This window comes from Caulobacter sp. KR2-114 (genome assembly GCF_049446115.1).
In the GTDB taxonomy this organism is placed as follows: Bacteria; Pseudomonadota; Alphaproteobacteria; order Caulobacterales; family Caulobacteraceae; genus Acaudatibacter.
Genome location: NZ_JBMSEC010000001.1, coordinates 631,424 through 651,462, shown reverse-complemented (window position 1 = coordinate 651,462; position 20,039 = coordinate 631,424). Strand labels below are relative to the sequence as shown.

The following is a 20,039-nucleotide window of genomic DNA, read 5'->3' as shown; positions in this document are numbered from 1 at the left end:
TTCGGGCGCCCGGCGAACGGTGCGCCCGGCGCCCGCGAGGAGACCCATGCCGCCCAGGACCGCCCGATCCGCCAGTCGCGAAGAAGACATCCTGGCCGCCGCCATCGAGGAGCTGAACACCATGGGGGTGTCGCTGGAGTGGTTCGGCGACATCGCCCGGCGGCTGGGGATCACGCGTCCGGCGCTCTACAGCTACTTCAGCGATCGCGAGGATCTGCAGCACCGCTGCTATCAGGAGGCCTGCGGGGCGCTGGAGCATGGCCTGGAGCGGGCCCTGGCGGGGCACGCCCACGACATTCCCGCGGCGGTCGAGGCGTTCCTGGCCGAGCGGCCGGGGGACGGCGAACAGGCGGTGATCTGCGAACTGGAGGCGCTCCGCCCCGAGCAGCGCGACGAGATCGCCGGCCGGCTGAATCGCCTGACCGACCGGCTGGGCGCGGTGCTTGCGACGGGAATCGCGGCCGGAACCCTGCGGCCGATGGACACCGACATCGTCGCCAACGCCATCGTCAGCGCCGCCGCCTACACCCCGCTGCTGCGCCGCTGGGGGGAGGGGCTGGACGCCAGCCTGGTCTCGGTCGGATCGGTGGAGCTGGTCACCCGCGGCATGGCCGCCGACCGCCGCGCGCCGGTCCCGCCGCTGCCCGCCCTGGTCCCCCTGGCTCCGGCGCGGCCCCAGGCCTTCGACCGCGCCGGCCTGGAGGCGGCCAAGCGCGAGCGGATCCTTGTGGTCGCCTCGGCCATGTTCAATCGCCGCGGCGTCGGCGCCACGCGGCTGGAGGACGTCGGCGAGGCGCTGGGGATGAACAAGCGGGCGATCTACTACTACGTCGGCTCGAAACAGGCCCTGGTCGACGCCTGCGTGCAGCGCACCTACGGCTATTTCCTGGACGAGATGCACGCCGCCGAGGCCCTGGACGCGCCGCGCAGCATCGCCATCCACGCCGCCGTCCGCGACCTGACCCGCGCCGCCGTTGATCCCGACGTCTCGATCAACCTGCCCTATGTCGGCTACGGCCTGCTCAGCGAGGCGGCGCGCGCCTCGGTGACCCGCAGCGCCCAGGCCATGTACGATGGCTACGTGCGCCTGTTCGCCGAAGGCGTCGCCGAGGGCAGCATCCGCCCCCTGCCGGTGGAAGCGGTGACCCTGGGCCTGCCCAGCTTCATGAGCTGGAGCCCGATCCGCCAGTTCACGCCGCAGGCCATCGCCCCGCGCGCCCAGGAACTGGCCGACCTCGCGCTATGGGGCATCCTGGCGCGCTAGCGCCGACGCAGCGCTTCGTCCCCAGGCTTTCCGTCCGCCGCCGCCCCCCCCTCGTCGCGTCGCGAGTCGCGGCGCAGCGGTTACGTTTCGGTGCAAAACAGCCACAGTTCGGCACGAACTGTTTGTCCGTGCGGCTGGCGCCTTGCGTCGCGAACAATCTGACGCGTAATTGCACCAGAACGTAAACATGCATGAGGGACTTCAGAATGGCTTCCATGACGGGCGGCGAGACCCTGGCACAGGGCTTTTCCACCGGCCGGCTCCAACGCCTCGGCGCGGCGCTGGACGCGCTGACCGGGCGCGGCGAATACGCCGGCATCTCGGTGCTGGTCGCGCGCGGCGGGCGCGAGGTCTATCGCCACCACGCCGGGCATGCGGATGTCGCGGTCGGGCGGCCGCTGGGCCGACGAGACCATCCACCGCATCATGTCGATGACCAAGCCCGTGACCGGCGTGGCGCTGATGATGCTGCACGAGGAAGGGCGCTGGCGGCTGGACGATCCGGTGGCCCGGCACATCCCGCAGTTCGCGGACCTGGCGGTGGCGACCGCCGACGGCGGGCGCGCGCCGCTGGCGCGGCCGATGCTGATGCGCGACCTGGTGACCAGCACCGCCGGCTTCTCGATGATCGTGCCGCTGCACATTCCCCTGACGGGCCTGGTGCGCAGCGTGCCGGTGGCCGAGCTCTACCGGACGCTGGACCTGCAGGGCGGCTCGCTGTCGCGGATGGTGGAGCGGCTGGCGAGCGCGCCGCTGGCCTATCAGCCGGGGACGGACTTCGAGTACGGCGTGACGCACGACCTCCAGGGCCACCTGATCGAGGTCCTGTCGGGCCAGACCCTGGACGACTTCTTCGCCGAGCGGATCTTCCGGCCGCTGGGCATGGCCGACACCGGCTTCGAACTGGATGCGGCGCAGCGGGCGCGGCTGTCCACGGTCTACGCCTGGGGGCCTGACGGCCTCGCGCCCTCGCCGCCGTCGGTGACCACCACGGATGGCTCGCGCGGGTCCTATCCATCGGCGGGCGGCGGCCTCTATTCGACCCTCGACGACTATCTGAAGTTCGCGCGCATGCTGGCGGACGGCGGGCGGGCCGGCGGCCAGCGCCTGCTGTCGCCGGCCTCGGTGCGGCTGATGACCTCCAGCCTGCTGCCGGCGGGGGTGCGGCAACACTTCGGCCAGCGTCTCGACGGCCTGGGCTACGGCGTCGGCGTTGGCGTGGTGGAGGATCCTGCCCGCGCGACCGCCATGGACGCGGGCTATGGGCGGGGAACCTACTACTGGACCGGCTGGCTGGGCTCGTGGTGGTGGAACGACCCGGCCAGCGACCTGACCGTGATCGGCGTGACCCAGCAGGAGGGCGCGGCCATGGCTCACGTCGGCCTGCCGCAACCCGGCGCCGACCTGCGCGCGCTCAGCGCCGCCCTCGTCTACGGCGCGCTGATGCAGCCGTGACGGCCCGGCAGGAACCTGACTGACACTTCGCTGTCAGATTGCACTTGAACGTAAATCATGATCTTTAGGCCGGCGCCTTCCCTGCGGGAGGGCGCGCCGACCGGGGAACACCCCGGCGCGCCGCCAAGGTCCCGGCGCAGACAGGAAAAGGGGAGGAAGATGCAGCGGATTTCCAAGGGAGACCTGCGCGCGGCGGCCGCATCGACGGCCGTGCTGGCGACGCTCGCGGCGGCGTCCGGCGCGCACGGCGCCCAGGCCACGGGCGCGGCGGCGGACGCGGGCGAGGGCTCCAAGCTGACCGAGGTGGTGGTCACCGCCAACCGCCGCGAGCAGTCGGTGCTGGCGGTGCCGGCGTCGATCACGGCCCTGTCGGCAAAGACGCTGGAGGCGCGCGGCATCCAGTCGGTCAACGACCTGCAGTTCGCCGTGCCCAGCTTCCATGCCGGCACCCTGACCGGCTCGACCAACATCGCCATCCGCGGCGTCGGCGCCACCACCGGCGGCCCGGGCGTCGCCGAGAGCGTCGACGGGGTCTACCAGACGGTGACGGCCGTGGCCGACATCGCCCAGGCGGACCTGCAGCGGGTCGAGGTGCTGCGCGGCCCTCAGGGCACCCTCTACGGCCGCAACGCCAATGCCGGGGCGGTGAACTTCATCACGAACGCCCCGACCGGGACCTTCGGCGGCTCGCTGCTGGCGGGGTACGCCCAGTACCACGAGTATCACCTGCAGGGGGTGGTCAACGCGCCCCTGAACGAGTCGGTGCGCACGAGGCTGACCGTCGACTGGCGCGACCGCCAGGACGGCTTCGTGCAGTCGGTGGTGCCGGGCGGGCAGAGTGTCGACCGCGGCCAGAGCCTGTCGGGGCGACTGCGCGTCACCGCCGACCTCAGTGACAGCCTGAAGTTCGACCTGGGCGTCTCGGGCCTGCACGCGACCGGCCCGTGGGAGTACCTGACCAACTACAGCGCCCCCAACGCCGGGGCGATCGTCACCAACCCGTTCCTGGCCAACGCCACCTTCATCAGCCAGCCCTGGCGCACGGACGTGAACGACCCGGTGACCAGCCGGCGCGACTACGAGTCCGTCTACGGGACCTTCACCTGGCGCCTGCCATTCGGCCAGCTGAAGTCGATCACCGCCTATCAGAACTACGGCTATGTGGCGCAGAACGACGGCGACGGTCTGAACCTGTCGGCCGCGCCCTACGACACCCGCAAGACCGACCGCGCCCTGACCGAGGAGCTGAACCTCAGCGGCCGCTGGAATCGGCTGGATTTCGTCGCCGGCGCCTTCTACCTCGACGAGCACGGCGCCAACGCCATCGACTACCACTTCAAACTGGGGCTGACCGGCCTGCCGCCGGGCAGCTACCTCGACTTCGAGAATCCCACCTACGACACCACCTCGTACGCGGTGTTCGCCGACGGCACCTATCACCTGCTGGGTGGGCTCAAGCTGATCGCCGGGGCCCGCTATTCGCGCGACCGGATCACGGCCACCTACGGCAACACCTTCGGCCTGGAGGGCGTCGGCGCGCGCATTCCGCTGGGCGCCTTCTGCCCGACGGAGACCGACCGGCTGACCTTCGATTCCGTGACCGGGCGGGCCGGGGCGCAGTACGACTTCGACGCCCACCACAACGCCTATTTCACCTATTCCACCGGGTTCAAGGCGGGCGGGGCCAACATCTATTCCTGCCAGAACGACTTCCGGCCCGAACAGATCGCGTCGTACGAACTGGGCTACAAGGGGCGCTGGCTGGACGACGCGGTCAGTCTGGGCGTCTCCGGCTTCGACTACCGCTACACCAACTTCCAGCTGCAGCAGATCGTCGGCCTGTCGCTGAACGTCACCAACGCCGCGGCGGCCGAGGTGCGGGGCGTCGAGCTTGAGGCGGCGTGGCGGCCGGACAGCCATTGGACGGTGAATGGCAACATCGCCTACATCCGGGCGGTCTACACCGACTTCGCCAATGTCGACGGCCTGAACCCGCAGCTTGGGTTGCAGAACCTCGACGGCCGGACGCTGAACAACGCGCCCCGCACCTCGGCCGACCTCAGCATCGCCTATCGCACCGACCCGCTCAGCTTCGGGCGGCTGACCTTCCGGGTGGACTCCAGCTATCGCTCGCGGATCTACTTCCGCGAGTTCAACGCCGCCATCGACAGCCAGGCGCCCTATGGCCTGGTGAACCTGACGGCGATCTGGGACAGCCCTTCCGAGCGCTACGAGGCCCGGCTCTACGCCACCAACCTGGCCAACCAGGCCTACGTCGCCGGCATGGGCGACTCCACCAGCATCGGCGCCCGCTACGTCAGCTGGGGCAGCCCGCGGCAGGTGGGGATCGAGCTGCGGGCCAGGTTCTGAGCATGTCAGGCGAAAGTGGATCCGGTTTCGCCGCCCGGACATGCTCTAAGTGTTTGAAATAGAGCCCCTCAGGGTCCCATCTGACCCTGAAGGGTTCTTACCTGGGTTCAGCCCCGCCACACCGTCCTGAAGCCGACATGATCCTCGCCGCTGTCGGCGGGGCCGGCTTCGCGGGCGGCGGGGCGGTAGCGGAAGCAGTAGTCGGGGGAGCAGAGGTAGGAGCCGCCCTTGATCACGTGGCGCGGGGCGGCGTGCGGGTCGCGCGGGTCGGTGGCGGCGTCGGCCGAGGGGCCGGCGGGCGCTTCGCCGCCGGCGGGGTCGAGGTTCGGGCGGTACCAGTCGGCGGTCCACTGCCAGACGTCGCCGGCCATGTCGTAGAGGCCCCAGCCGTTGGCGGGGAAGCAGCCGACCGGGGAGGGGGCCAGGCGATAGCCGTCCTCGCCGGTGTCGATCACCGGAAACACCCCCTGCCAGACGTTGGCCTGCGGATGCTTGGGGTCGAACGGCTGGTCGCCCCAGACATAGCGGGTGGGCGCCGCGCCCGGCGGGCGCGGACCGCGGGCGGCGAACTCCCACTCCGCCTCGGTGGGCAGGTCGTGGCCCAGCCAGCGGGCGTAGGCCAGGGCGTCCTCCCAGGCCACCTGCACCACCGGCAGGTCGTCGCGACCGGCGATGGAGCTGCCAGGCCCCTTCGGATGGCGCCAGTCGGCGCCCGGGACCACGCGCCAGCGCGAGGCGGCGTCTTCCCGGGTCCCGCCCTCGCCGGCGAAGACGATGCCCGAGGGGCGACGCTGGTCGGGGGAGAGGCCGGGCCAGGCCTTGGCGTCCAGCGGCCGCTCGGCCACGGTGACGTAGTGGGTGGCGGCGACGAAGCGGGCGAAGTCGGCGTTGGTGACGTCGGTGCGGTCGATCCAGAAGCCGGCCACCCGGGTCGGCCGCGGCGGACCCTCTTCCGGCAGCAGCGGCGCCCCGCCCATCACGAACCGGCCGCCGGGGATGTGCGCCATGCCGGGCGTGGCGGGCGCGGCGGCTGCCGGAGGCCGCGGCGGCAGGCACGGGGCGTGTGGCGCTTCGGCCTGGGCGACGGGTCCGGCGCGCGGATGGCAGGCGGAAAAGCCCGCCGCCGCGGTCAGCGCCAGGGTGGCCAGCAGCGGCGCGGCAAGGCCGGCCCTCACGCCGGGCGGGGCCGCAGCGACAGGGCCAGGAACACCAGGCCCAGCGCCACCGCGCCGACGCTGCCGAAGTGCTCCGGCGGGTGCTGGCCGCTGGCCGGCGGCTCCAGCACCCAGCCGTCGAGCGCCATCAGGCCGCGCTCGAGCACGTTCAGCGCCAGGAATATCGGCGTCAGCGGCCGGTAGCGCAGCGCCACGCCCAGCATCGCCAGGCCGAGCGCCAGCTGGGTGGCGCCCTCCCAGCGGAACACCGCCACCACCAGCGCGCGGCGGTCGCCGAGGTCCAGGTGGGCGATGCTCTGCGCCCCGCCGTCCGGCAGCGTCAGGTGCACGAGCGCCGGGGCAATGGTCAGAACCGCGGCCAGCGCCAGGTACCAGGCCGAGATCCGCGCGCCGCGATAGGCGTCGTTGGTGGAAGGGGGCAGCAGGCTCATGACGGGACCCCCGGGCGCCGGCGCCACGCCGGCTGCCGTCTTCTTCCCCCACGAACGTCCGGCGGCGTTGCTCTCTTCCCCCTCTGGGGGAAGTACCCGCGAAGCGGGGGTAGGGGGCTCCAGTGGCGAACAGGCGGCGGCGCGCGGCAGCCCCCATCCCCGCCTTCGGCGGTACTTCCCCCAGAGGGGGAAGAGAAACGCACTTGCGCCGTCGCTCCCATCGCGCCCCTCAGCTCCCCGTCACCGGCTTGGTGCGGATGTTCAGCTGGCCGGCGAGGCCGGCGGCGCGGTGGTGCTCGATGGCGTGCATCTGCGGCGACAGGGCCATGGCCTGGAAGGCGGCCAGCGAAGGGTATTCGGCCAGGGCCACCATGTCCCACAGCTCTTCCACCTCGCCGATCATCAGGCCGGTGACCGCGCCCGTGAACCAGATCTTGCCGCCCAGGCCCTCGACCAGCCTGGCCACTTCGGCGCCGTAGCGCAGGTACGCCTCGCGGCCGGAGAGCTCGGGCTCGGAGCCGTCGGCGTACTCGGCCTTGTCCTTGAACTTCAGCAGGTTGACCATCACGAACGGCCCGTCCTCCGGGGCGCCGAAGAAGTCCTGGAACTGCTGCGGCAGGGGATAGACCGCGTTCTTCACGTCCATCGGCTGGGTCTCCTCAAATCAGAGCCGCCCGATCAGGGCGTCGAGGGTTGCGGCGATCTCGGCGGGGCAGTCCTCCTGCAGGAAGTGCCCGCCGGGCAGGGTGACGTGCGGCTGGCCGCGGGTCCCCGGCACGCGCGCCTGGAACACCGCCTCGCCGCCCTTGGTCACCGGGTCGGCGTCGCTGAAGGCGGTGACGAACGGCTTGGTCCAGCCCTCCAGCACCGTCCAGGCGGCCTGGTTCTCGGCCACCGAACCGTGCTGCGGGGTGATCGGCACCAGGGCCGGGAACTGCCGCGCGCCCTCCTTGTAGCTCTCGTCGGGGAACGGGGCGTCATAGGCGGCCCGCTCGGCGTCGGACAGCGATCGCGCTGTCCCGCCGGCGATGATCATCCCCACCGGCAGCTGCGGAACCGTTTGGCTGAAGTTCAGCCAGCCCATGAACGCTTCGCTGACCGGATTTCCGGTAGGGAGGCCGGTATTGGCCACCACCACGCCGGCGAACCGCTCCGGAAAGGCCGCCACCAGCCGCAGGCCGATCAGGCCGCCCCAGTCCTGGCAGAACAGCACCGCGCCCTGCAGATCCATCGCCTCAAGCCAGCGCGACATCCAGGCCACGTGGCGCTCGTAGGTGTAGTCGCCGCGGGCCGCCGGCTTGTCGGAGCGGCCGAAGCCGACCAGGTCCGGCGCGATCGCCCGGTGGCCCATGGCCGTCAGGCGCGGGATCACGTGGCGATACAGGTACGACCAGGACGGCTCGCCGTGCATCAGCAGCACCGGCCGCCCGTCGCGCGGCCCCTCGTCGACGCAGGCGATGCGCAGGTCCGTGCCGTCGTCGTCGGCGATCTGCAGATAGCGCGGCGCGAACGGCCAGTCCGGCAGGCCGTGGAAACGGTCGTCGGCGGTGCGGAGGATCTGCATGGCGCTGGCGCTCCCCGGTTGACTTCCGCGTGGCCGCGGCTCCATATGACAGTGCTTGTGTCACTTGTTTTCGCGGCCGTCAACGGGGCCGCGATGGGGCGGGGAGAGGACTGCGCATGCGGATCGGTCGATGGCTGCTGGGCGGCGTGGCGGGGCTGGCGGCGCTGGCGGGCGTCGCCTGGCTGAACCGCGAGGCGATCTTCATCGCCATCGCCCACAGCCAGCTGCCGCACGTCGCGCCCAACCACCCGGTGCGGTGGGCCGAGGGGCCGGCGCAGCCGCCCGCGGGCGAGCGGCCGCCGAACATCGTGCTGATCCTGGCCGACGACCTTGGCTACAACGACATCACCTTCAACGGTGGCGGCGTGGCCGGGGGCCTCGTGCCCACGCCCAACATCGATTCCATCGGCCACGACGGGGTGTCCTTCGCCGCCGGCTACGACGGCAACGCCACCTGCGCCCCCTCGCGCGCGGCGATCATGACCGGGCGCAACGTCACCCGCTTCGGCTTCGAGTTCACCCCCGCGCCGGTGGCGTTCGAGCGGATGGTGGGCACGCAGCACGAGCAGGACGACATCGTGCTGCCGCGGTTCTTCCCCGACCGGCTGAAGGCCATGCCGCCCGGGACCACCAAGGGCGCCGCGGCGGTCAACAACCTGGCCGTCCCGACCAGCGAGATCATGATCGCCAAGCTGCTGCAGGGCCGCGGCTATCACACCATCCACTTCGGCAAGTGGCACCTGGGCGGCTCGCCTGGCGCGCGGCCGGAACAGCGGGGCTTCGACGAGAGCCTGGGCTTCATGGCCGGCGCCTCGATGTACCTGCCCGAGCACGACCCGGGCGTGGTCAACGCCAAGCAGCCGTGGGACCCGATCGACCGCTTCCTGTGGCCGAACCTGCCCTATGCCGTGCAGTTCAACGGCTCGCCGATGTTCGCGCCCGCCGGCTACATGACCGACTACCTGACCGACGAGGCGGTGAAGGCGATCCACGCCAACCGCAACCGGCCGTTCTTCATCTACTATGCGCCCAACGCCATCCACACGCCGCTGCAGGCGAAGAAGGCCGACTACGACGCCCTGCCACAGATCGGCGACCACCGCCTGCGGGTCTACGGCGCCATGGCGCGCGACCTCGACCGCAACGTCGGCCGGCTGCTGTCAGCGCTCAAGGCCGAGGGGCTGGACAAGAACACCATCGTCATCTTCACCAGCGACAACGGCGGGGCGAACTACATCGGCCTGCCCGAGATCAACAAGCCGTACCGCGGCTGGAAGGCGACCTTCTTCGAGGGTGGCATCCACTCGCCGTTCTTCATCCGCTGGCCGGACAAGGTGAAGCCCGGCAGCCGCTTCGCCTATCCCGTGGCGCACGTCGACATCTTCGCCACCGCCGCCGCGGCGGCCGGGGCCCCGCTGCCCGCCGACCGGCCGATCGACGGCGTGGACCTGATCCCCTACGTCACCGGCCAGACCGCCGGCCGGCCGCACCAGACGCTGTACTGGCGCTCGGGCCAGTACAAGGTGGTGCTGGACGGCGACTGGAAGCTGCAGGTCAGCGAGGCGCAGGGGAAGGTCTGGCTCTACGACCTCTCCAGCGACCCGACGGAGCATCACGACCTCTCGCCCGCTCGGCCGGACAAGGTGGCGGCGCTGAAGACCCTGCTGGCCGCCCAGGATGCGCGCAGAGTCAAGCCGATCTGGCCGTCGCTGCTGCAGGGCCCGATCTTCGTCGACCACCCCTCGGGCCAGCCGCAGAAGAAGGGCGACGAGTACATCCTGTGGGACAACTGAGCGTCGCAAGCTGGACTATGCCGCCACGAGGCGCCAAGGCGGAAGGCATGTCCCTCGCCGAAGCCGCCGCGCCCGTCACGGAAGCCCTCACCGATGGCCGCGCCCTGCGCAGCGCCCGCACCCGCGAGAAGATCGCCACCGCGATGCTGGCGCTGATCCGCGCCGGCAATCCGGCTCCCACCTCCGAGGAGGTGGCCATTCACGCCGGCGTCGGCCACCGCACCGTGTTCCGGCGCTTCCAGGACATGGAAAGCCTGTACGTCGAGATGAACGAGCGGGTGAAGGCGCTGGTGCGGCCGGTGTTGGCCGAGCCGGTTCCCGATGGCCCTCCCGCCGTGCGCATCGCCGCCCTGGCCGCGCGCCGCGCCCGGGTGTTCGAGGAGGTCGGCCCGTTCTACCGCGCCGGGGAGCCGAGGCTGTCGGCCTCGCCGATCCTGCGCCGCTTTCGCGACGAGTTCGCCGCCGATCAGCGCCGCCAGCTGCTGGCCGTGCTGCCGGAGCTGGGCGCCGATCCGGCCCGCGCCGCGGCGGCGGACCTGATCGCCTCAATGGACGCTTGGCTGCGCCTTCGCCTGACCCAGGGCCTGACCGTGGATGCCGCACGCGAGGCGGTGATCGCCGGCCTCGGGGCGCTGGTCGGGTAGGTCCCGCTCTTCAAGGCTTGGCCAGTGAGCGTTCTCCCTTCTCCCCTTGCGGGAGAAGGTGTCTTGCGCAGCAAGACGGATGAGGGGTGGCCACGGCGGGGCCGGCTTGCGCGGCAAAGTATCGCCAAGCTCGCGGCGAGGGACCGTCAACCCCTCATCCGACCCGCTGCCGCGGGCCACCTTCTCCCGCAAGGGGAGAAGGTCTTACATGCCGGGCCGCTATCCGAATGAAAGTCGCCCCGGGGCAGCTCGATCCACGCTACGCCGCCATCGCCGCGGCGCACGCGCCTTCCAGGCCGCTGGCCCCGGCGGCGGCCGCGACGCCCGGGAAGGCGTCCACGCCGGCGCGGCGCTTGAGCTCGACCAGCGACACCGCCTCGCAGGTCGGCGCCTCGGTGTTGCTGGCGATCAGCACGATGGCCTGGCGGGTGCGCGGGATCAGCACCGCCTTGAAGGTGGCGGCCGGTACGGCGATGCGTCCGCCCAGCCGCTCCGGCGCAGGCCCGAAGATCGGACCGGTGACCACGAAGATCTCGCCCTGGGCCAGGGCCAGCTGGCGCACCTGGGTCTCCAGCCGCTCCCACAGGTGCTCGTTCAGCACCCGGGTCTGGGGGACCACGTTGGTCATCACGAAGGTGTCGGCCTCGGCGTCCGGGTCGGGGGCGTCGGCGGCAGGGGTCATGTGCCCGCGGTCGTAGCCGCTGCGGGCGTAGTCTCCGTTGGCGCCCTGGTCGGCGCGCGGCAGGTCATGCTCCAGCACGAAGCCCTGTTTCGGCCGCCGGAAGCCCTCGCCGGCCCGGGCCATGGCCGCCGTCAGCCGCTCGCCGGACCACAGCGGGTCGCGCAGGCCCGGCGAATAGGCCACCAGGTAGAAGGCGTGACAGAAGGTCTGGGCGTCGGCCGCACGCGCCGGGTCCAGCACCTTCGGTGGCGCGGGCAGCACCGCGCCGTTGCACGCCCCGCCGGTGGTGACGATCGGGGCGGCGGCGGCGAGGGCGGGCTTCGGCGGGCCGGGCGGCTGGGCGAGCTGCAGCCAGACCAGCAGCACGGCGGCCACCACGATCAGGGCGAGCAGGACGACGACGGGGGAGATCGGGCGGCGCATGGCCGCCTTGGAGCGTGATTCTGCGGCGGCGACAGGGTCCGGCCCAGGCCCGGCGGTCGGCTCCGGCCGGTTTTTGACCTTTGCCATTGCGTCCGAGGGCCAGGTGACCGACCACGATCGCCGGACAGTCGGAGCACCTCACATGGCCCCCAGACATACGATGGCCGAGCGGCACTTCATTTCCAGGGTCGGCTGGCTGCGCGCCGCAGTTCTGGGCGCCAACGACGGCATCATCTCGGTGGCCAGCCTCGTCGCCGGCGTCGCCGCCAGTCCGGCGGGCAAGACCGGCGTGGTGATGACCGGCGTCGCGGCCCTGGTCGCCGGCGCCCTGTCGATGGCCGCAGGGGAATATGTCTCGGTCAGCTCGCAGGCCGACTCCGAGGCCGCCGACCTCAAGCGAGAGGCGGGGGAACTGGCGCAGAACCCGGCGGCCGAACAGGCGGAGCTGAAGCAGCTCTATGTGCAGCGCGGTCTGAGCCCGGACCTGGCCGACGCCGTGGCGCGCCAGCTGATGGCCGGCGATGCGCTGGCCGCGCACGCGCGCGACGAGCTGGGCATTTCCGAGCACACCCAGGCCCGGCCGATCCAGGCGGCGCTCACCTCGGCGCTGACCTTCGCCTCGGGCGGGCTGCCGCCGATCCTGGTGCTGTGGGTCACGCCGCGGGCGCTGGCCCTGCCGGTGGTCACTGTCTTCGCCCTGGCCCTGCTGGCGGTGCTGGGGGCCGTCGGCGCCCGCACGGGCGGCGCCAGCGCGCCACGCGCCGTGTTGCGCGTGACGTTCTGGGGCGCGCTGGCCATGGCCGTCACCGCCGGGGTCGGCCGCCTGTTCGGGGCGGCCGTCTAGCCTCGCGCAGCGCCCGCCCCGTGGCTATTTCGGGAACGCCATCTCGCCCCAGTAGTCGTCGCCGACGAAGGTGCGATACTTGTCGTAGCCCGCCACGGCCTGTTCGCCCTGCGCCTTGGGCACGGCGGCATAGTTCTCGCGCTGCAGGGCCTGGTCGCGCGCCTGGTCGGGGTCGAGCAGGGCGCTGTTGGGGATGTGCTCGATCAGAAGCACGTTGCCCTGACCATCCGACGCGTTGAACTTGACCATCACCTGGTAGCTGTCGATCAGGCCATGCTTCTTGGAGATCTCCTCCGAAGGAACCCAGGTGCGCCTCAGGCCCGCCAGGTAGTCGTCGATATGGTTGGGATCGACCTTCACTGTGGTGACGTGCCACAGGCCCTTCTGCGGCGTGTAGTCCACATAGGGCTCTGCGGCCGCAGCTCCGCCCCACAGCGCAAACCCCAGCATCGAAACGCCCGCGACCGCGCAGGCAGACAGCACCGTTCTCATGGAACGCCCTCCCAGGATGTTGAAACGCGCGGCTGAAGGACGGGGCCGGGCACAGCTGGAAAACGGGCCCCTCGGCGCGCCGCCGCGCCGTTACGAAGTTCGCAGACCGTTGTTCAATTCATCCGTCTACGCAAGACAAAGCGTGGCGGTGAGCGATCAAACCGCCCGCGACGGGCGCCGCAAGCGAGCTGCGCTCGGTCCCTATGCCGGCGGGTCGGTATCTGTATTCAGCCGAACTTGGCTTGGATGTATCCTCATGCGGGCGTCAATGACATAAGCAATGCCGATTCAACATCCTCGATATTGAGTTATACAACTTTGTCTATGCCTGTTGATGGAGTCGGATAACCCGAAATTTACCCAAAATATAAAGACTCGATTCATACGGGAGTCGCAGAACCATGGGCTGTCGCAATTCATTGGGGCTGTCCAATGATCAAGTGGTTTGCAAGGTCGGAAACGGGCAACGTCGCGGTGCTGACCGCGCTGTGCATGCCCGTGCTGATCGGCGGGGCCGGTTTCGGCGTCGAGATCGGCTACGACTACTACGAGCAGGTCCACCTGCAACAGGCGGCGGACGCGGGGGCGTTCGCGGGGGCGGTGGAGCAGCGGCGCGGGTCCGCCAATACCCTTGTGGTGTCCACCGGCTCCGGCGCGGCGACCGCCAACGGGGCCGCCAGCGCCGACACCGTCACCATCACCCCCAACGGCGCGGGCAACAACACCGTCACCGCCCGCATCACGCGCAACGAGCCGCGTCTCTTCTCGGGCCTCTTCGTCTCCCAGCCTTTGCTGATCACGGTCAACGCCACCGCGGCCCTGTCGACGGCGGCCAACGCCTGCGTGCTGGCGCTGGACCCCACCGCCTCGGCGGCGATCAACTTCTCGGGCAACACCACCAGCACCTTCAACAACTGCGTGGTGATGGCCGACTCGATCTCGTCGTCGGCGGTGAACACCCAGGGCTCGGCCCAGGTCTATGTGCCCTGCATGTACGCCGTGGGGGGCGTCTCGACCACCTCCGGCGACCACCTGACCAGCTGTTCGGCGCCGCAGACCGGGCAGGGGCCGGTCGGCGACCCCTTCGCCGGCCTGCAGATCCCCTCCGCCACCGGCAACTGCCAGAACGGAAACGGCGCGAACCTGCAGCCGGGCCGCTACTGCGGGGGCGTGAGCTTCAAGAACAACGTCAACCTGCAGCCGGGTGTCTACATCATCGACGGCGGCACGCTGCAGGCCAACGCCAACGCCAATGTCAGCGGCACGGGCGTGACCTTCGTGTTCCTGAACAACGCCTCGATCAGCCTGAACGGCAACGCCACCTTCAACGTCAGCGCGCCGACCAGCGGGACCTATGCCGGCTTCCTGATGGTGGGGTCGCGCACGAACACCAACGTGGGCAACACCATCAACGGGACGGCCACCTCGTCGATGACCGGCAACATCTATTTCCCCAACCAGGCCGTCAGCTACCTGGGCAACTTCTCCGGCAGCGGCGGCTGCACCCACATCGTCGCCAAGACGGTCCAGTGGACCGGCAACACCACCGTCCAGGTGGACTGCAGCAGCTATGGCCTGCAGTCGATCCCGGTGGGCGGCGTGACCCTGATCGGATGACGTCCATGCGCAACCTCCCTCGCCTGACAGCCGTGCTGCGGAGATTCGCCCGCGATCATGGCGGCGCAGCCGCCGTGGAGATGGCCCTGGTCTCGCCCTTGCTGGCGGGGCTTCTGGTGGGCATCGCCAACTATGCGCCCGAGCTGGATCAGGCGCACAAGATGCGCGACGCCGTCCAGTCCGCCGCCACCTATGTGATGACCGGCGGATCCGACCCGACGGCGATCCGGACGGTCGCCACCACGGCCTGGACCGGCTACGGATCGGGCGACACGGTGTCGGTGTCGCAATGGTGCTCGTGCGCGGGCGTGGCGGGCTCCTGCACGACCCTGTGCGCCGACTCCAGCGTGCCGCAGGGCTACACGACGATCTCCGCCTCGATGACCTACGTCGGCCCCCTGGGCAGCCAGCCGATCACCGCCACCCAGACGGTGCGGACCCGCTAGATGGCGCGAGGAGGGGCGATCAGGACCTGGGCCCACGACCGCTCCGGCGCTGCGGCGCTGGAGACGGCGCTGGTGATGCCGATGTTCCTGACCTTCGTGCTGGGCGTCTTCTGGCTGGGGTGGGGACTCTACTGCGGCGCCGACGTGCGCCACGCCATCGAGCGGGCCGCGCGGCTCTATCTGACCACCCCGGCCACCACCGACACCCAGTTCCGCAGCGCGGTGGCCGCGAACCTGACGACCGTCTCGATCAGCGATGTCACCCTGACGGTGACCAAGCCCACGGTTTCCGGCGCCACCATGGCCCAGATCGCGTGGACCTACAGCTACACCCTGCACATCCCGTTCGTGTCGCCCGTGTTGCTGAACTTCAATTCCCAGATCGTCGCGCCCGTAAGGCCGACGTAGGGGCGGGAGCCCTCACCCCTCCAGCCGGTGCTCCCGCCCCACCACCTTCCTCGCCCGCCCCCTTGGGGCGGCTACCCCCGCGGAATCTGCGCCGCGATGGCCTCGGCCCTGGCGAACAGGGACGCGTCGACGGTCAGGTCGGCGGCGGCGGCGTTCTCGTCCAGCTGGGCCGGGCGGCTGGCGCCGACGATGGCGGACGCGACGTTCGGCTCGCGCAGCACCCAGGCGAGGGCGAACTGGCCCAGGGTGCAGCCGGCCTCGGCGGCCAGCGGGCGCAGCTTGTCCACCGCCTCCAGCACCGCCGGGCGCAGCCAGTTCTGGATCGGCCCGCTCATCGACTCGCTGGTGGCCCGCGAGCCCTCCGGCAACGGCTGGCCGGCCCGGTACTTGCCGGTCAGGACCCCCTGCGCCAGGGGCGACCAGACGATCTGCGAGATGCCGTTGGCGGCGCAGAGCGGGATCACCTTGTCCTCGGGCCGGCGCCACAGCAGGGAGTACTGCGGCTGGCTGGAGACGAACGCCTCCACGCCGGGGATCGCCAGGGCGGCGGCGATATTCTGCGGCGACCATTCGGAGAAGCCGATGTAGCGGACCTTGCCCTGCCGGACGATCTCGCTCAGCGCCTGCATGGTCTCTTCCAGCGGCGTCTCGGGGTCGTATCGGTGGCACTGGTAGAGGTCGACGTAGTCTGTCTTCAGGCGGGCCAGGGAGGCGTCGATCTGCTTGAAGACTTGCTCGCGCGAGAGGCCGCGGTCGGTGTCGCTCATCTGGCCGAACAGCTTGGTGGCCAGGACGTAGCTGTCGCGCGGCCGGCCGGTCAGCGCCTCGCCCAGGAAGCTCTCGGCGGCGCCGCGGCCATAGACATTGGCGGTGTCGATGAAGTTGATCCCAAGGTCGAACGCCCGGTCGACGCAGGCCTTGGCGTTTTCGCGCTCGACACCGACGCCGAAGGTCAGCCACGAGCCGAGGGAGATGACGGAGACCCGCAGGTCGCTGGAGCCAAGCTGACAGTATTGCATGGGGCGAAACCTCTCGAAAGCCGCCTCTGGCGGGGCGGATGGGGGGAATGAACAAGGAAGAATGGGGTCAAGCCTACCCTCCCCCTCGTGGGGAGGGAAAGCCCGCGCAGCGGGCAGGGTGGGGAACATCCGCCGGCGCACGGCCTTGTCGGGCTTCGCGCACAGCCCTTCACTTTCCCACCCTGATCGCTGATGCGATCTGTCCCTCCCCAGGAAGGGGAGGGCGGAAAAGCGCCGCTTTCCGGCCGCCCCGGCGACGGATATGTAACGTCACGGAACAGCCGGTCGCGCGTCGCGGCCGCCGCGTGAGGGACCGCATGGATCGTATCGCCATCACCGGCGGCGCGCGGCTGCAGGGCGAGATCGCCATCAGCGGCGCGAAGAACTCGGCCATCAAGCTGATGGCCGCCAGCCTGCTCACCGACGAGCCGCTGCGCCTGACCAACATGCCGCGCCTGGCCGACACCCGTTTCCTGGGCGCGCTGCTGCGCCGCCTGGGGACCGAGGTCGAGGAGGTGAACGGTCCGGACGGGCCGCAGACCGTGCTGACCACCGGCGAGATCACCAGCGCCATCGCGCCCTACGACCTGGTGCGCCAGATGCGCGCCTCGTTCAACGTGCTGGGGCCGCTCCTGGCGCGCACCGGTCAGGCGAAGGTGTCGCTGCCGGGAGGCTGCGCCATCGGCGCGCGGCCGGTGGACCTGCACCTGAAGGCGCTCGAAGCCCTGGGCGCGCAGATCGACCTGCACGAGGGCTATGTCTACGCCCAGGCCCCGCGCGGCCTGAAGGGGGCGCAGATCGACTTCCCGTTCGTCTCGGTGGGCGCCACCGAGCACGCCCTGCTGGCCGCAGCCCTGGCGCGCGGCGAGACGGTCATCGGCAACGCCGCCTGCGAGCCGGAGATCGTCGACCTGGCCGACTGTCTGAACGCCATGGGCGCGCGCATCGAAGGCGCCGGTACGCCGGTGGTGCGCATCCTGGGCGTCGACCGGCTGAAAGGCGCGACGCACGCGGTGGTCGCCGATCGCATCGAGACCGGCACCTACGCCCTGGCGGCCGCCATGGCCGGCGGCGAGGTGCGGCTGACCAACACCCGCACCGATTTCGTCGAATCCCTGCTCACCAAGATGGAAGAGGCAGGGGTCGAGGTGGAGCGGCGCGCCGACGGCATGGTGATCCGCCGCAACGGCCATCGCCTGGCGCCCGTGGAACTGACCACCGATCCCTATCCGGGCTTCGCCACCGACCTGCAGGCCCAGTTCATGGCCCTGATGACCCTCGCCGACGGCGAGAGCGTGATCCGCGAGACGATCTTCGAGAACCGCTTCATGCATGCGCCGGAACTGATGCGCCTGGGCGCCGAGGTGGCGGTGGCCGGCGGCGAGGCGCGGGTGAAGGGGGTCGAGCGCCTGACCGGGGCGCCGGTGATGGCCACCGACCTGCGCGCCTCCGTCAGCCTGGTGATCGCCGGCCTGGCGGCCCAGGGCGAAACCACCGTCAGCCGCGTCTACCACCTGGACCGCGGCTTCGAACGGTTGGAAGAAAAGCTCTCGGCCTGCGGCGCGCAGATCCGGCGCATCCGCGGCGAAGGCGGCCAGGAGGACGAGGAATAGTGCTGCGCCTTCTGGCCGAGGACGCCGACGACCTGGCGCTGATCTCAGCGGCGCTGCAGGACGCGGTCACCCGCATCGGCGACATTCACTGGGACCCCCGGGGCCGGGCGGTGACCCTCGCCCTCAACCGCTTCCGCTGGGAGGCCGAGGGGCGCGCCGGCCAGCGCGTGCGCGCCGGTCTGCAGATCGGCGGCGTGCTCGAGGTCAAGTCGCGCCGCCTGCGCCAGGGCGCGCCCGGCGCGGTCCTGGAGCTGCTGGCCGTGGCCTTCGAACCCGCGGAGGAGCCGCCCGGCGGGCGCCTGTTGCTGACCTTCGCCGGCGGCGGCGACCTGGCCGTGGGCGTCGAGTGCATCGACGTCGCCCTGGCCGACGTGTCGGAGCCATGGCCGACGCCGCGACGGCCCGGGCACGCGGGGTAGGGGCTGCCTCTGCCCCCGCAAGCGGGGGAAGAGAGCTTGCCCGCCACTTTCCGCTTTGCTTCCGCCGCGTTCGCCGCCATCTAGCCGGCCATGCGACGTTTCAGCCTGCAGGATCCCGGCTTCGAGGCCGCCTTCGACGCCTTTCTCAACGAGCGGCGCGGCTCGCCGCCGGACGTGGACGCCGCGGTGGCGCAGGTGATCGAGGCGGTGCGGACCGAGGGCGTGCAGGCTCTGATCCGGCTGACCGCCCAGTTCGACAAGATTCAGCTCACCGAAGCTACCCTGGGCCTGACCCAGGACGAGATCGCCGCCGGGGCCGACGCCTGTCCGCAGCCCGTGCGCGAGGCCATCGCCTTCGCCGCCGGCCGCATCCGCAGCTATCACGAGCGCCAGCGCCCCGCGGACCAGCGCTTCACCGACGCCGCGGGCGTGGAGCTGGGCTGGCGCTGGACCGCGCTGGAGTCGGTGGGCGTCTATGTGCCGGGCGGCCGCGCCGCCTATCCCTCGACCGTGCTGATGAACGTGATCCCGGCCAAGGTCGCCGGCGTCGACCGCATCGCCATGGTCACCCCGCCGGGCCGGCTGCAGCCGGCGGTGCTGGCCGCCGCGTGCGAGGCCGGGGTCACCGAGATCTGGCGTGTCGGCGGCGCCCAGGCGGTGGCGGCGCTCGCGCACGGCGCCGGGCCGATCCGGCCGGTGGACAAGATCGTCGGACCCGGCAACGCCTATGTCACCGCGGCCAAGCGCCGGCTTTACGGCGTGGTCGGCATCGACGCCCTGGCCGGTCCCAGCGAGATCGTGGTGGTGGCCGACGGCCACAACGATCCGGACTGGATCGCCGCCGACCTGCTCAGCCAGGCCGAGCACGACCCCGACGCCCAGTCGATCCTGATCACCGACGACGAGGCCTTCGCCCTGGCGGTGTGCGGCGCGGTGGAGCGGCAGCTGACCACCCTGGCCACCGGCGAGGACGCCGCCGCCTCGTGGCGCGACCATGGCGCCGTGATCCTGGCCCCGCTGGACGCCGCCCCCGGCCTAGTCGACCGCATCGCCCCCGAGCACGTCGAATTCGCCGTCGACGACCCCGAGGCCCTGGCCGACCGGGTGCGGCACGCCGGCGCCATCTTCCTCGGCCGCTACGCCCCCGAGGCAATCGGCGACTACGTGGCCGGCTCCAACCACGTGCTCCCCACCAGCCGCGCGGCGCGGTTCTCGTCGGGCCTGTCGATCTACGACTTCATCAAGCGCACCTCGATCGTGAAGTGCGACGCGGCGGCCTTCGAGGCCCTGGCCGGCGCCACCGTCGCCCTGGCCGAGATCGAGGGCCTGCCGGCCCACGCCCGCTCGGCGGCGATCCGGCGCAACTGACCGGCGGCCGGC

General features: G+C 71.1%; 19 protein-coding genes and 1 pseudogene. 13 read left to right on the top strand and 7 right to left on the bottom strand.

All coding sequences use genetic code 11. The annotated features are described in order from the left end of the window. The first annotated feature begins 46 nt into the window (after nt 1–46). The 3 genes from ACO2Q3_RS02885 (at nt 47) to ACO2Q3_RS02875 (ending at nt 5,089) form a co-directional block, all read left to right on the top strand. Nucleotides 47–1,264 carry a TetR/AcrR family transcriptional regulator gene (locus tag ACO2Q3_RS02885; RefSeq protein WP_423304912.1) on the top strand — a complete coding sequence of 406 codons (1,218 nt, stop codon included), beginning with the start codon at nt 47–49 and terminating at the stop codon, nt 1,262–1,264. Nucleotides 1,265–1,642: 378 nt separating this feature from the next. Further along, the gene (locus ACO2Q3_RS02880) at nt 1,643–2,719 is read left to right on the top strand and encodes a serine hydrolase domain-containing protein (RefSeq protein WP_423304910.1); all 1,077 of its coding nucleotides are present in this window, start codon (nt 1,643–1,645) and stop codon (nt 2,717–2,719) included. A gap of 159 nt (nt 2,720–2,878) precedes the next feature. Further along, complete coding sequence (locus ACO2Q3_RS02875) at nt 2,879–5,089, top strand: TonB-dependent receptor (protein ID WP_423304909.1); 2,211 nt, start codon at nt 2,879–2,881, stop codon at nt 5,087–5,089. Between the two features lie 107 nt (nt 5,090–5,196). Here ACO2Q3_RS02875 and ACO2Q3_RS02870 read toward each other — a convergent pair whose 3' ends face one another. From ACO2Q3_RS02870 to ACO2Q3_RS02855, 4 genes are all read right to left on the bottom strand, one after another. Then, complete coding sequence (locus ACO2Q3_RS02870) at nt 5,197–6,264, bottom strand: formylglycine-generating enzyme family protein (RefSeq protein ID WP_423304907.1); 1,068 nt, start codon at nt 6,262–6,264, stop codon at nt 5,197–5,199. Beyond that, nucleotides 6,261–6,695, bottom strand: a complete 435-nt coding sequence (locus ACO2Q3_RS02865; RefSeq protein WP_423304906.1) for a hypothetical protein — start codon at nt 6,693–6,695, stop codon at nt 6,261–6,263. The genes ACO2Q3_RS02870 and ACO2Q3_RS02865 overlap by 4 nt, the downstream gene beginning before the upstream one ends. A gap of 229 nt (nt 6,696–6,924) precedes the next feature. Beyond that, the gene (locus ACO2Q3_RS02860; RefSeq protein ID WP_423304905.1) at nt 6,925–7,341 is read right to left on the bottom strand and encodes a DUF1330 domain-containing protein; all 417 of its coding nucleotides are present in this window, start codon (nt 7,339–7,341) and stop codon (nt 6,925–6,927) included. An 18-nt stretch (nt 7,342–7,359) separates the two neighbouring features. Then, complete coding sequence (locus ACO2Q3_RS02855) at nt 7,360–8,259, bottom strand: haloalkane dehalogenase (protein ID WP_423304904.1); 900 nt, start codon at nt 8,257–8,259, stop codon at nt 7,360–7,362. Nucleotides 8,260–8,375: 116 nt separating this feature from the next. On the opposite strand from ACO2Q3_RS02855, the gene ACO2Q3_RS02850 reads away from it, so the two are divergent. The 3 genes and pseudogenes from ACO2Q3_RS02850 to ACO2Q3_RS02840 form a co-directional block, all read left to right on the top strand. After that, nucleotides 8,376–10,052 carry a sulfatase-like hydrolase/transferase gene (locus tag ACO2Q3_RS02850; protein ID WP_423304903.1) on the top strand — a complete coding sequence of 559 codons (1,677 nt, stop codon included), beginning with the start codon at nt 8,376–8,378 and terminating at the stop codon, nt 10,050–10,052. Nucleotides 10,053–10,099: 47 nt separating this feature from the next. Beyond that, nucleotides 10,100–10,696 (top strand): TetR/AcrR family transcriptional regulator, encoded by a 597-nt coding sequence (locus tag ACO2Q3_RS02845; RefSeq protein WP_423304902.1) that lies wholly within the window; start codon nt 10,100–10,102, stop codon nt 10,694–10,696. A gap of 142 nt (nt 10,697–10,838) precedes the next feature. After that, nucleotides 10,839–10,905, top strand: a pseudogene (locus ACO2Q3_RS02840) (hypothetical protein); the annotation flags it as partial. Nucleotides 10,906–10,955: 50 nt separating this feature from the next. On the opposite strand, the gene ACO2Q3_RS02835 reads toward ACO2Q3_RS02840, so the two are convergent. Continuing rightward, on the bottom strand, nt 10,956–11,801 hold the full coding sequence (locus ACO2Q3_RS02835; protein WP_423304901.1) for a DNA/RNA non-specific endonuclease: 846 nt from the start codon (nt 11,799–11,801) through the stop codon (nt 10,956–10,958). Nucleotides 11,802–11,943: 142 nt separating this feature from the next. Between ACO2Q3_RS02835 and ACO2Q3_RS02830 the strand changes: the two genes are divergently transcribed. After that, complete coding sequence (locus ACO2Q3_RS02830; protein ID WP_423304900.1) at nt 11,944–12,645, top strand: VIT1/CCC1 transporter family protein; 702 nt, start codon at nt 11,944–11,946, stop codon at nt 12,643–12,645. 24 nt (nt 12,646–12,669) lie between these two features. On the opposite strand, the gene ACO2Q3_RS02825 is transcribed toward ACO2Q3_RS02830, so the two are convergent. Continuing rightward, nucleotides 12,670–13,137: a hypothetical protein gene (locus ACO2Q3_RS02825; protein ID WP_423304898.1), complete on the bottom strand. Its 468-nt coding sequence runs from the start codon at nt 13,135–13,137 to the stop codon at nt 12,670–12,672. Nucleotides 13,138–13,569: 432 nt separating this feature from the next. Here ACO2Q3_RS02825 and ACO2Q3_RS02820 point away from each other — a divergent pair, with 432 nt between their 5' ends. The 3 genes from ACO2Q3_RS02820 to ACO2Q3_RS02810 are packed head-to-tail and all read left to right on the top strand — an operon-like array spanning nt 13,570 to nt 15,608. After that, nucleotides 13,570–14,754: a pilus assembly protein TadG-related protein gene (locus ACO2Q3_RS02820; protein WP_423304896.1), complete on the top strand. Its 1,185-nt coding sequence runs from the start codon at nt 13,570–13,572 to the stop codon at nt 14,752–14,754. 5 nt (nt 14,755–14,759) lie between these two features. Next, nucleotides 14,760–15,200: a TadE/TadG family type IV pilus assembly protein gene (locus tag ACO2Q3_RS02815; RefSeq protein ID WP_423304895.1), complete on the top strand. Its 441-nt coding sequence runs from the start codon at nt 14,760–14,762 to the stop codon at nt 15,198–15,200. Then, complete coding sequence (locus ACO2Q3_RS02810) at nt 15,201–15,608, top strand: TadE/TadG family type IV pilus assembly protein (protein ID WP_423304894.1); 408 nt, start codon at nt 15,201–15,203, stop codon at nt 15,606–15,608. It begins immediately after the preceding gene. A gap of 71 nt (nt 15,609–15,679) precedes the next feature. Here the strand turns inward: ACO2Q3_RS02810 and ACO2Q3_RS02805 are convergent, their stop codons facing one another. Further along, on the bottom strand, nt 15,680–16,627 hold the full coding sequence (locus ACO2Q3_RS02805) for an aldo/keto reductase family protein (protein WP_423304893.1): 948 nt from the start codon (nt 16,625–16,627) through the stop codon (nt 15,680–15,682). 317 nt (nt 16,628–16,944) lie between these two features. On the opposite strand from ACO2Q3_RS02805, the gene murA reads away from it, so the two are divergent. From murA to hisD, 3 genes are all read left to right on the top strand, one after another. Then, a complete protein-coding gene (gene murA, locus ACO2Q3_RS02800) occupies nt 16,945–18,240 on the top strand; it encodes a UDP-N-acetylglucosamine 1-carboxyvinyltransferase (RefSeq protein ID WP_423304891.1) in 1,296 nt (431 codons plus the stop codon). Further along, on the top strand, nt 18,240–18,659 hold the full coding sequence (locus ACO2Q3_RS02795; RefSeq protein ID WP_423304889.1) for a DUF2948 family protein: 420 nt from the start codon (nt 18,240–18,242) through the stop codon (nt 18,657–18,659). The genes murA and ACO2Q3_RS02795 overlap by 1 nt, the downstream gene beginning before the upstream one ends. A gap of 90 nt (nt 18,660–18,749) precedes the next feature. After that, entirely contained in the window at nt 18,750–20,027 is a 1,278-nt protein-coding gene (hisD, locus tag ACO2Q3_RS02790; protein WP_423304888.1) for a histidinol dehydrogenase, read from the top strand. Nucleotides 20,028–20,039: the final 12 nt, after the last annotated feature.

Excerpts from the sequence above, each read along its gene's own strand:
- ACO2Q3_RS02825 (WP_423304898.1), bottom strand. The coding sequence starts at position 13,137 with ATGAGAACGGTGCTGTCTGCCTGCGCGGTCGCGGGCGTTTCGATGCTG.
- ACO2Q3_RS02845 (WP_423304902.1), top strand. The coding sequence starts at position 10,100 with ATGTCCCTCGCCGAAGCCGCCGCGCCCGTCACGGAAGCCCTCACCGAT.
- ACO2Q3_RS02875 (WP_423304909.1), top strand. The coding sequence starts at position 2,879 with ATGCAGCGGATTTCCAAGGGAGACCTGCGCGCGGCGGCCGCATCGACG.
- ACO2Q3_RS02855 (WP_423304904.1), bottom strand. The coding sequence starts at position 8,259 with ATGCAGATCCTCCGCACCGCCGACGACCGTTTCCACGGCCTGCCGGAC.
- ACO2Q3_RS02815 (WP_423304895.1), top strand. The coding sequence starts at position 14,760 with ATGCGCAACCTCCCTCGCCTGACAGCCGTGCTGCGGAGATTCGCCCGC.
- ACO2Q3_RS02810 (WP_423304894.1), top strand. The coding sequence starts at position 15,201 with ATGGCGCGAGGAGGGGCGATCAGGACCTGGGCCCACGACCGCTCCGGC.
- ACO2Q3_RS02865 (WP_423304906.1), bottom strand. The coding sequence starts at position 6,695 with ATGAGCCTGCTGCCCCCTTCCACCAACGACGCCTATCGCGGCGCGCGG.
- ACO2Q3_RS02835 (WP_423304901.1), bottom strand. The coding sequence starts at position 11,801 with ATGCGCCGCCCGATCTCCCCCGTCGTCGTCCTGCTCGCCCTGATCGTG.
- ACO2Q3_RS02850 (WP_423304903.1), top strand. The coding sequence starts at position 8,376 with ATGCGGATCGGTCGATGGCTGCTGGGCGGCGTGGCGGGGCTGGCGGCG.
- ACO2Q3_RS02820 (WP_423304896.1), top strand. The coding sequence starts at position 13,570 with ATGATCAAGTGGTTTGCAAGGTCGGAAACGGGCAACGTCGCGGTGCTG.
- ACO2Q3_RS02860 (WP_423304905.1), bottom strand. The coding sequence starts at position 7,341 with ATGGACGTGAAGAACGCGGTCTATCCCCTGCCGCAGCAGTTCCAGGAC.
- hisD (WP_423304888.1), top strand. The coding sequence starts at position 18,750 with ATGCGACGTTTCAGCCTGCAGGATCCCGGCTTCGAGGCCGCCTTCGAC.
- ACO2Q3_RS02880 (WP_423304910.1), top strand. The coding sequence starts at position 1,643 with ATGTCGCGGTCGGGCGGCCGCTGGGCCGACGAGACCATCCACCGCATC.
- ACO2Q3_RS02885 (WP_423304912.1), top strand. The coding sequence starts at position 47 with ATGCCGCCCAGGACCGCCCGATCCGCCAGTCGCGAAGAAGACATCCTG.
- murA (WP_423304891.1), top strand. The coding sequence starts at position 16,945 with ATGGATCGTATCGCCATCACCGGCGGCGCGCGGCTGCAGGGCGAGATC.
- ACO2Q3_RS02830 (WP_423304900.1), top strand. The coding sequence starts at position 11,944 with ATGGCCCCCAGACATACGATGGCCGAGCGGCACTTCATTTCCAGGGTC.
- ACO2Q3_RS02805 (WP_423304893.1), bottom strand. The coding sequence starts at position 16,627 with ATGCAATACTGTCAGCTTGGCTCCAGCGACCTGCGGGTCTCCGTCATC.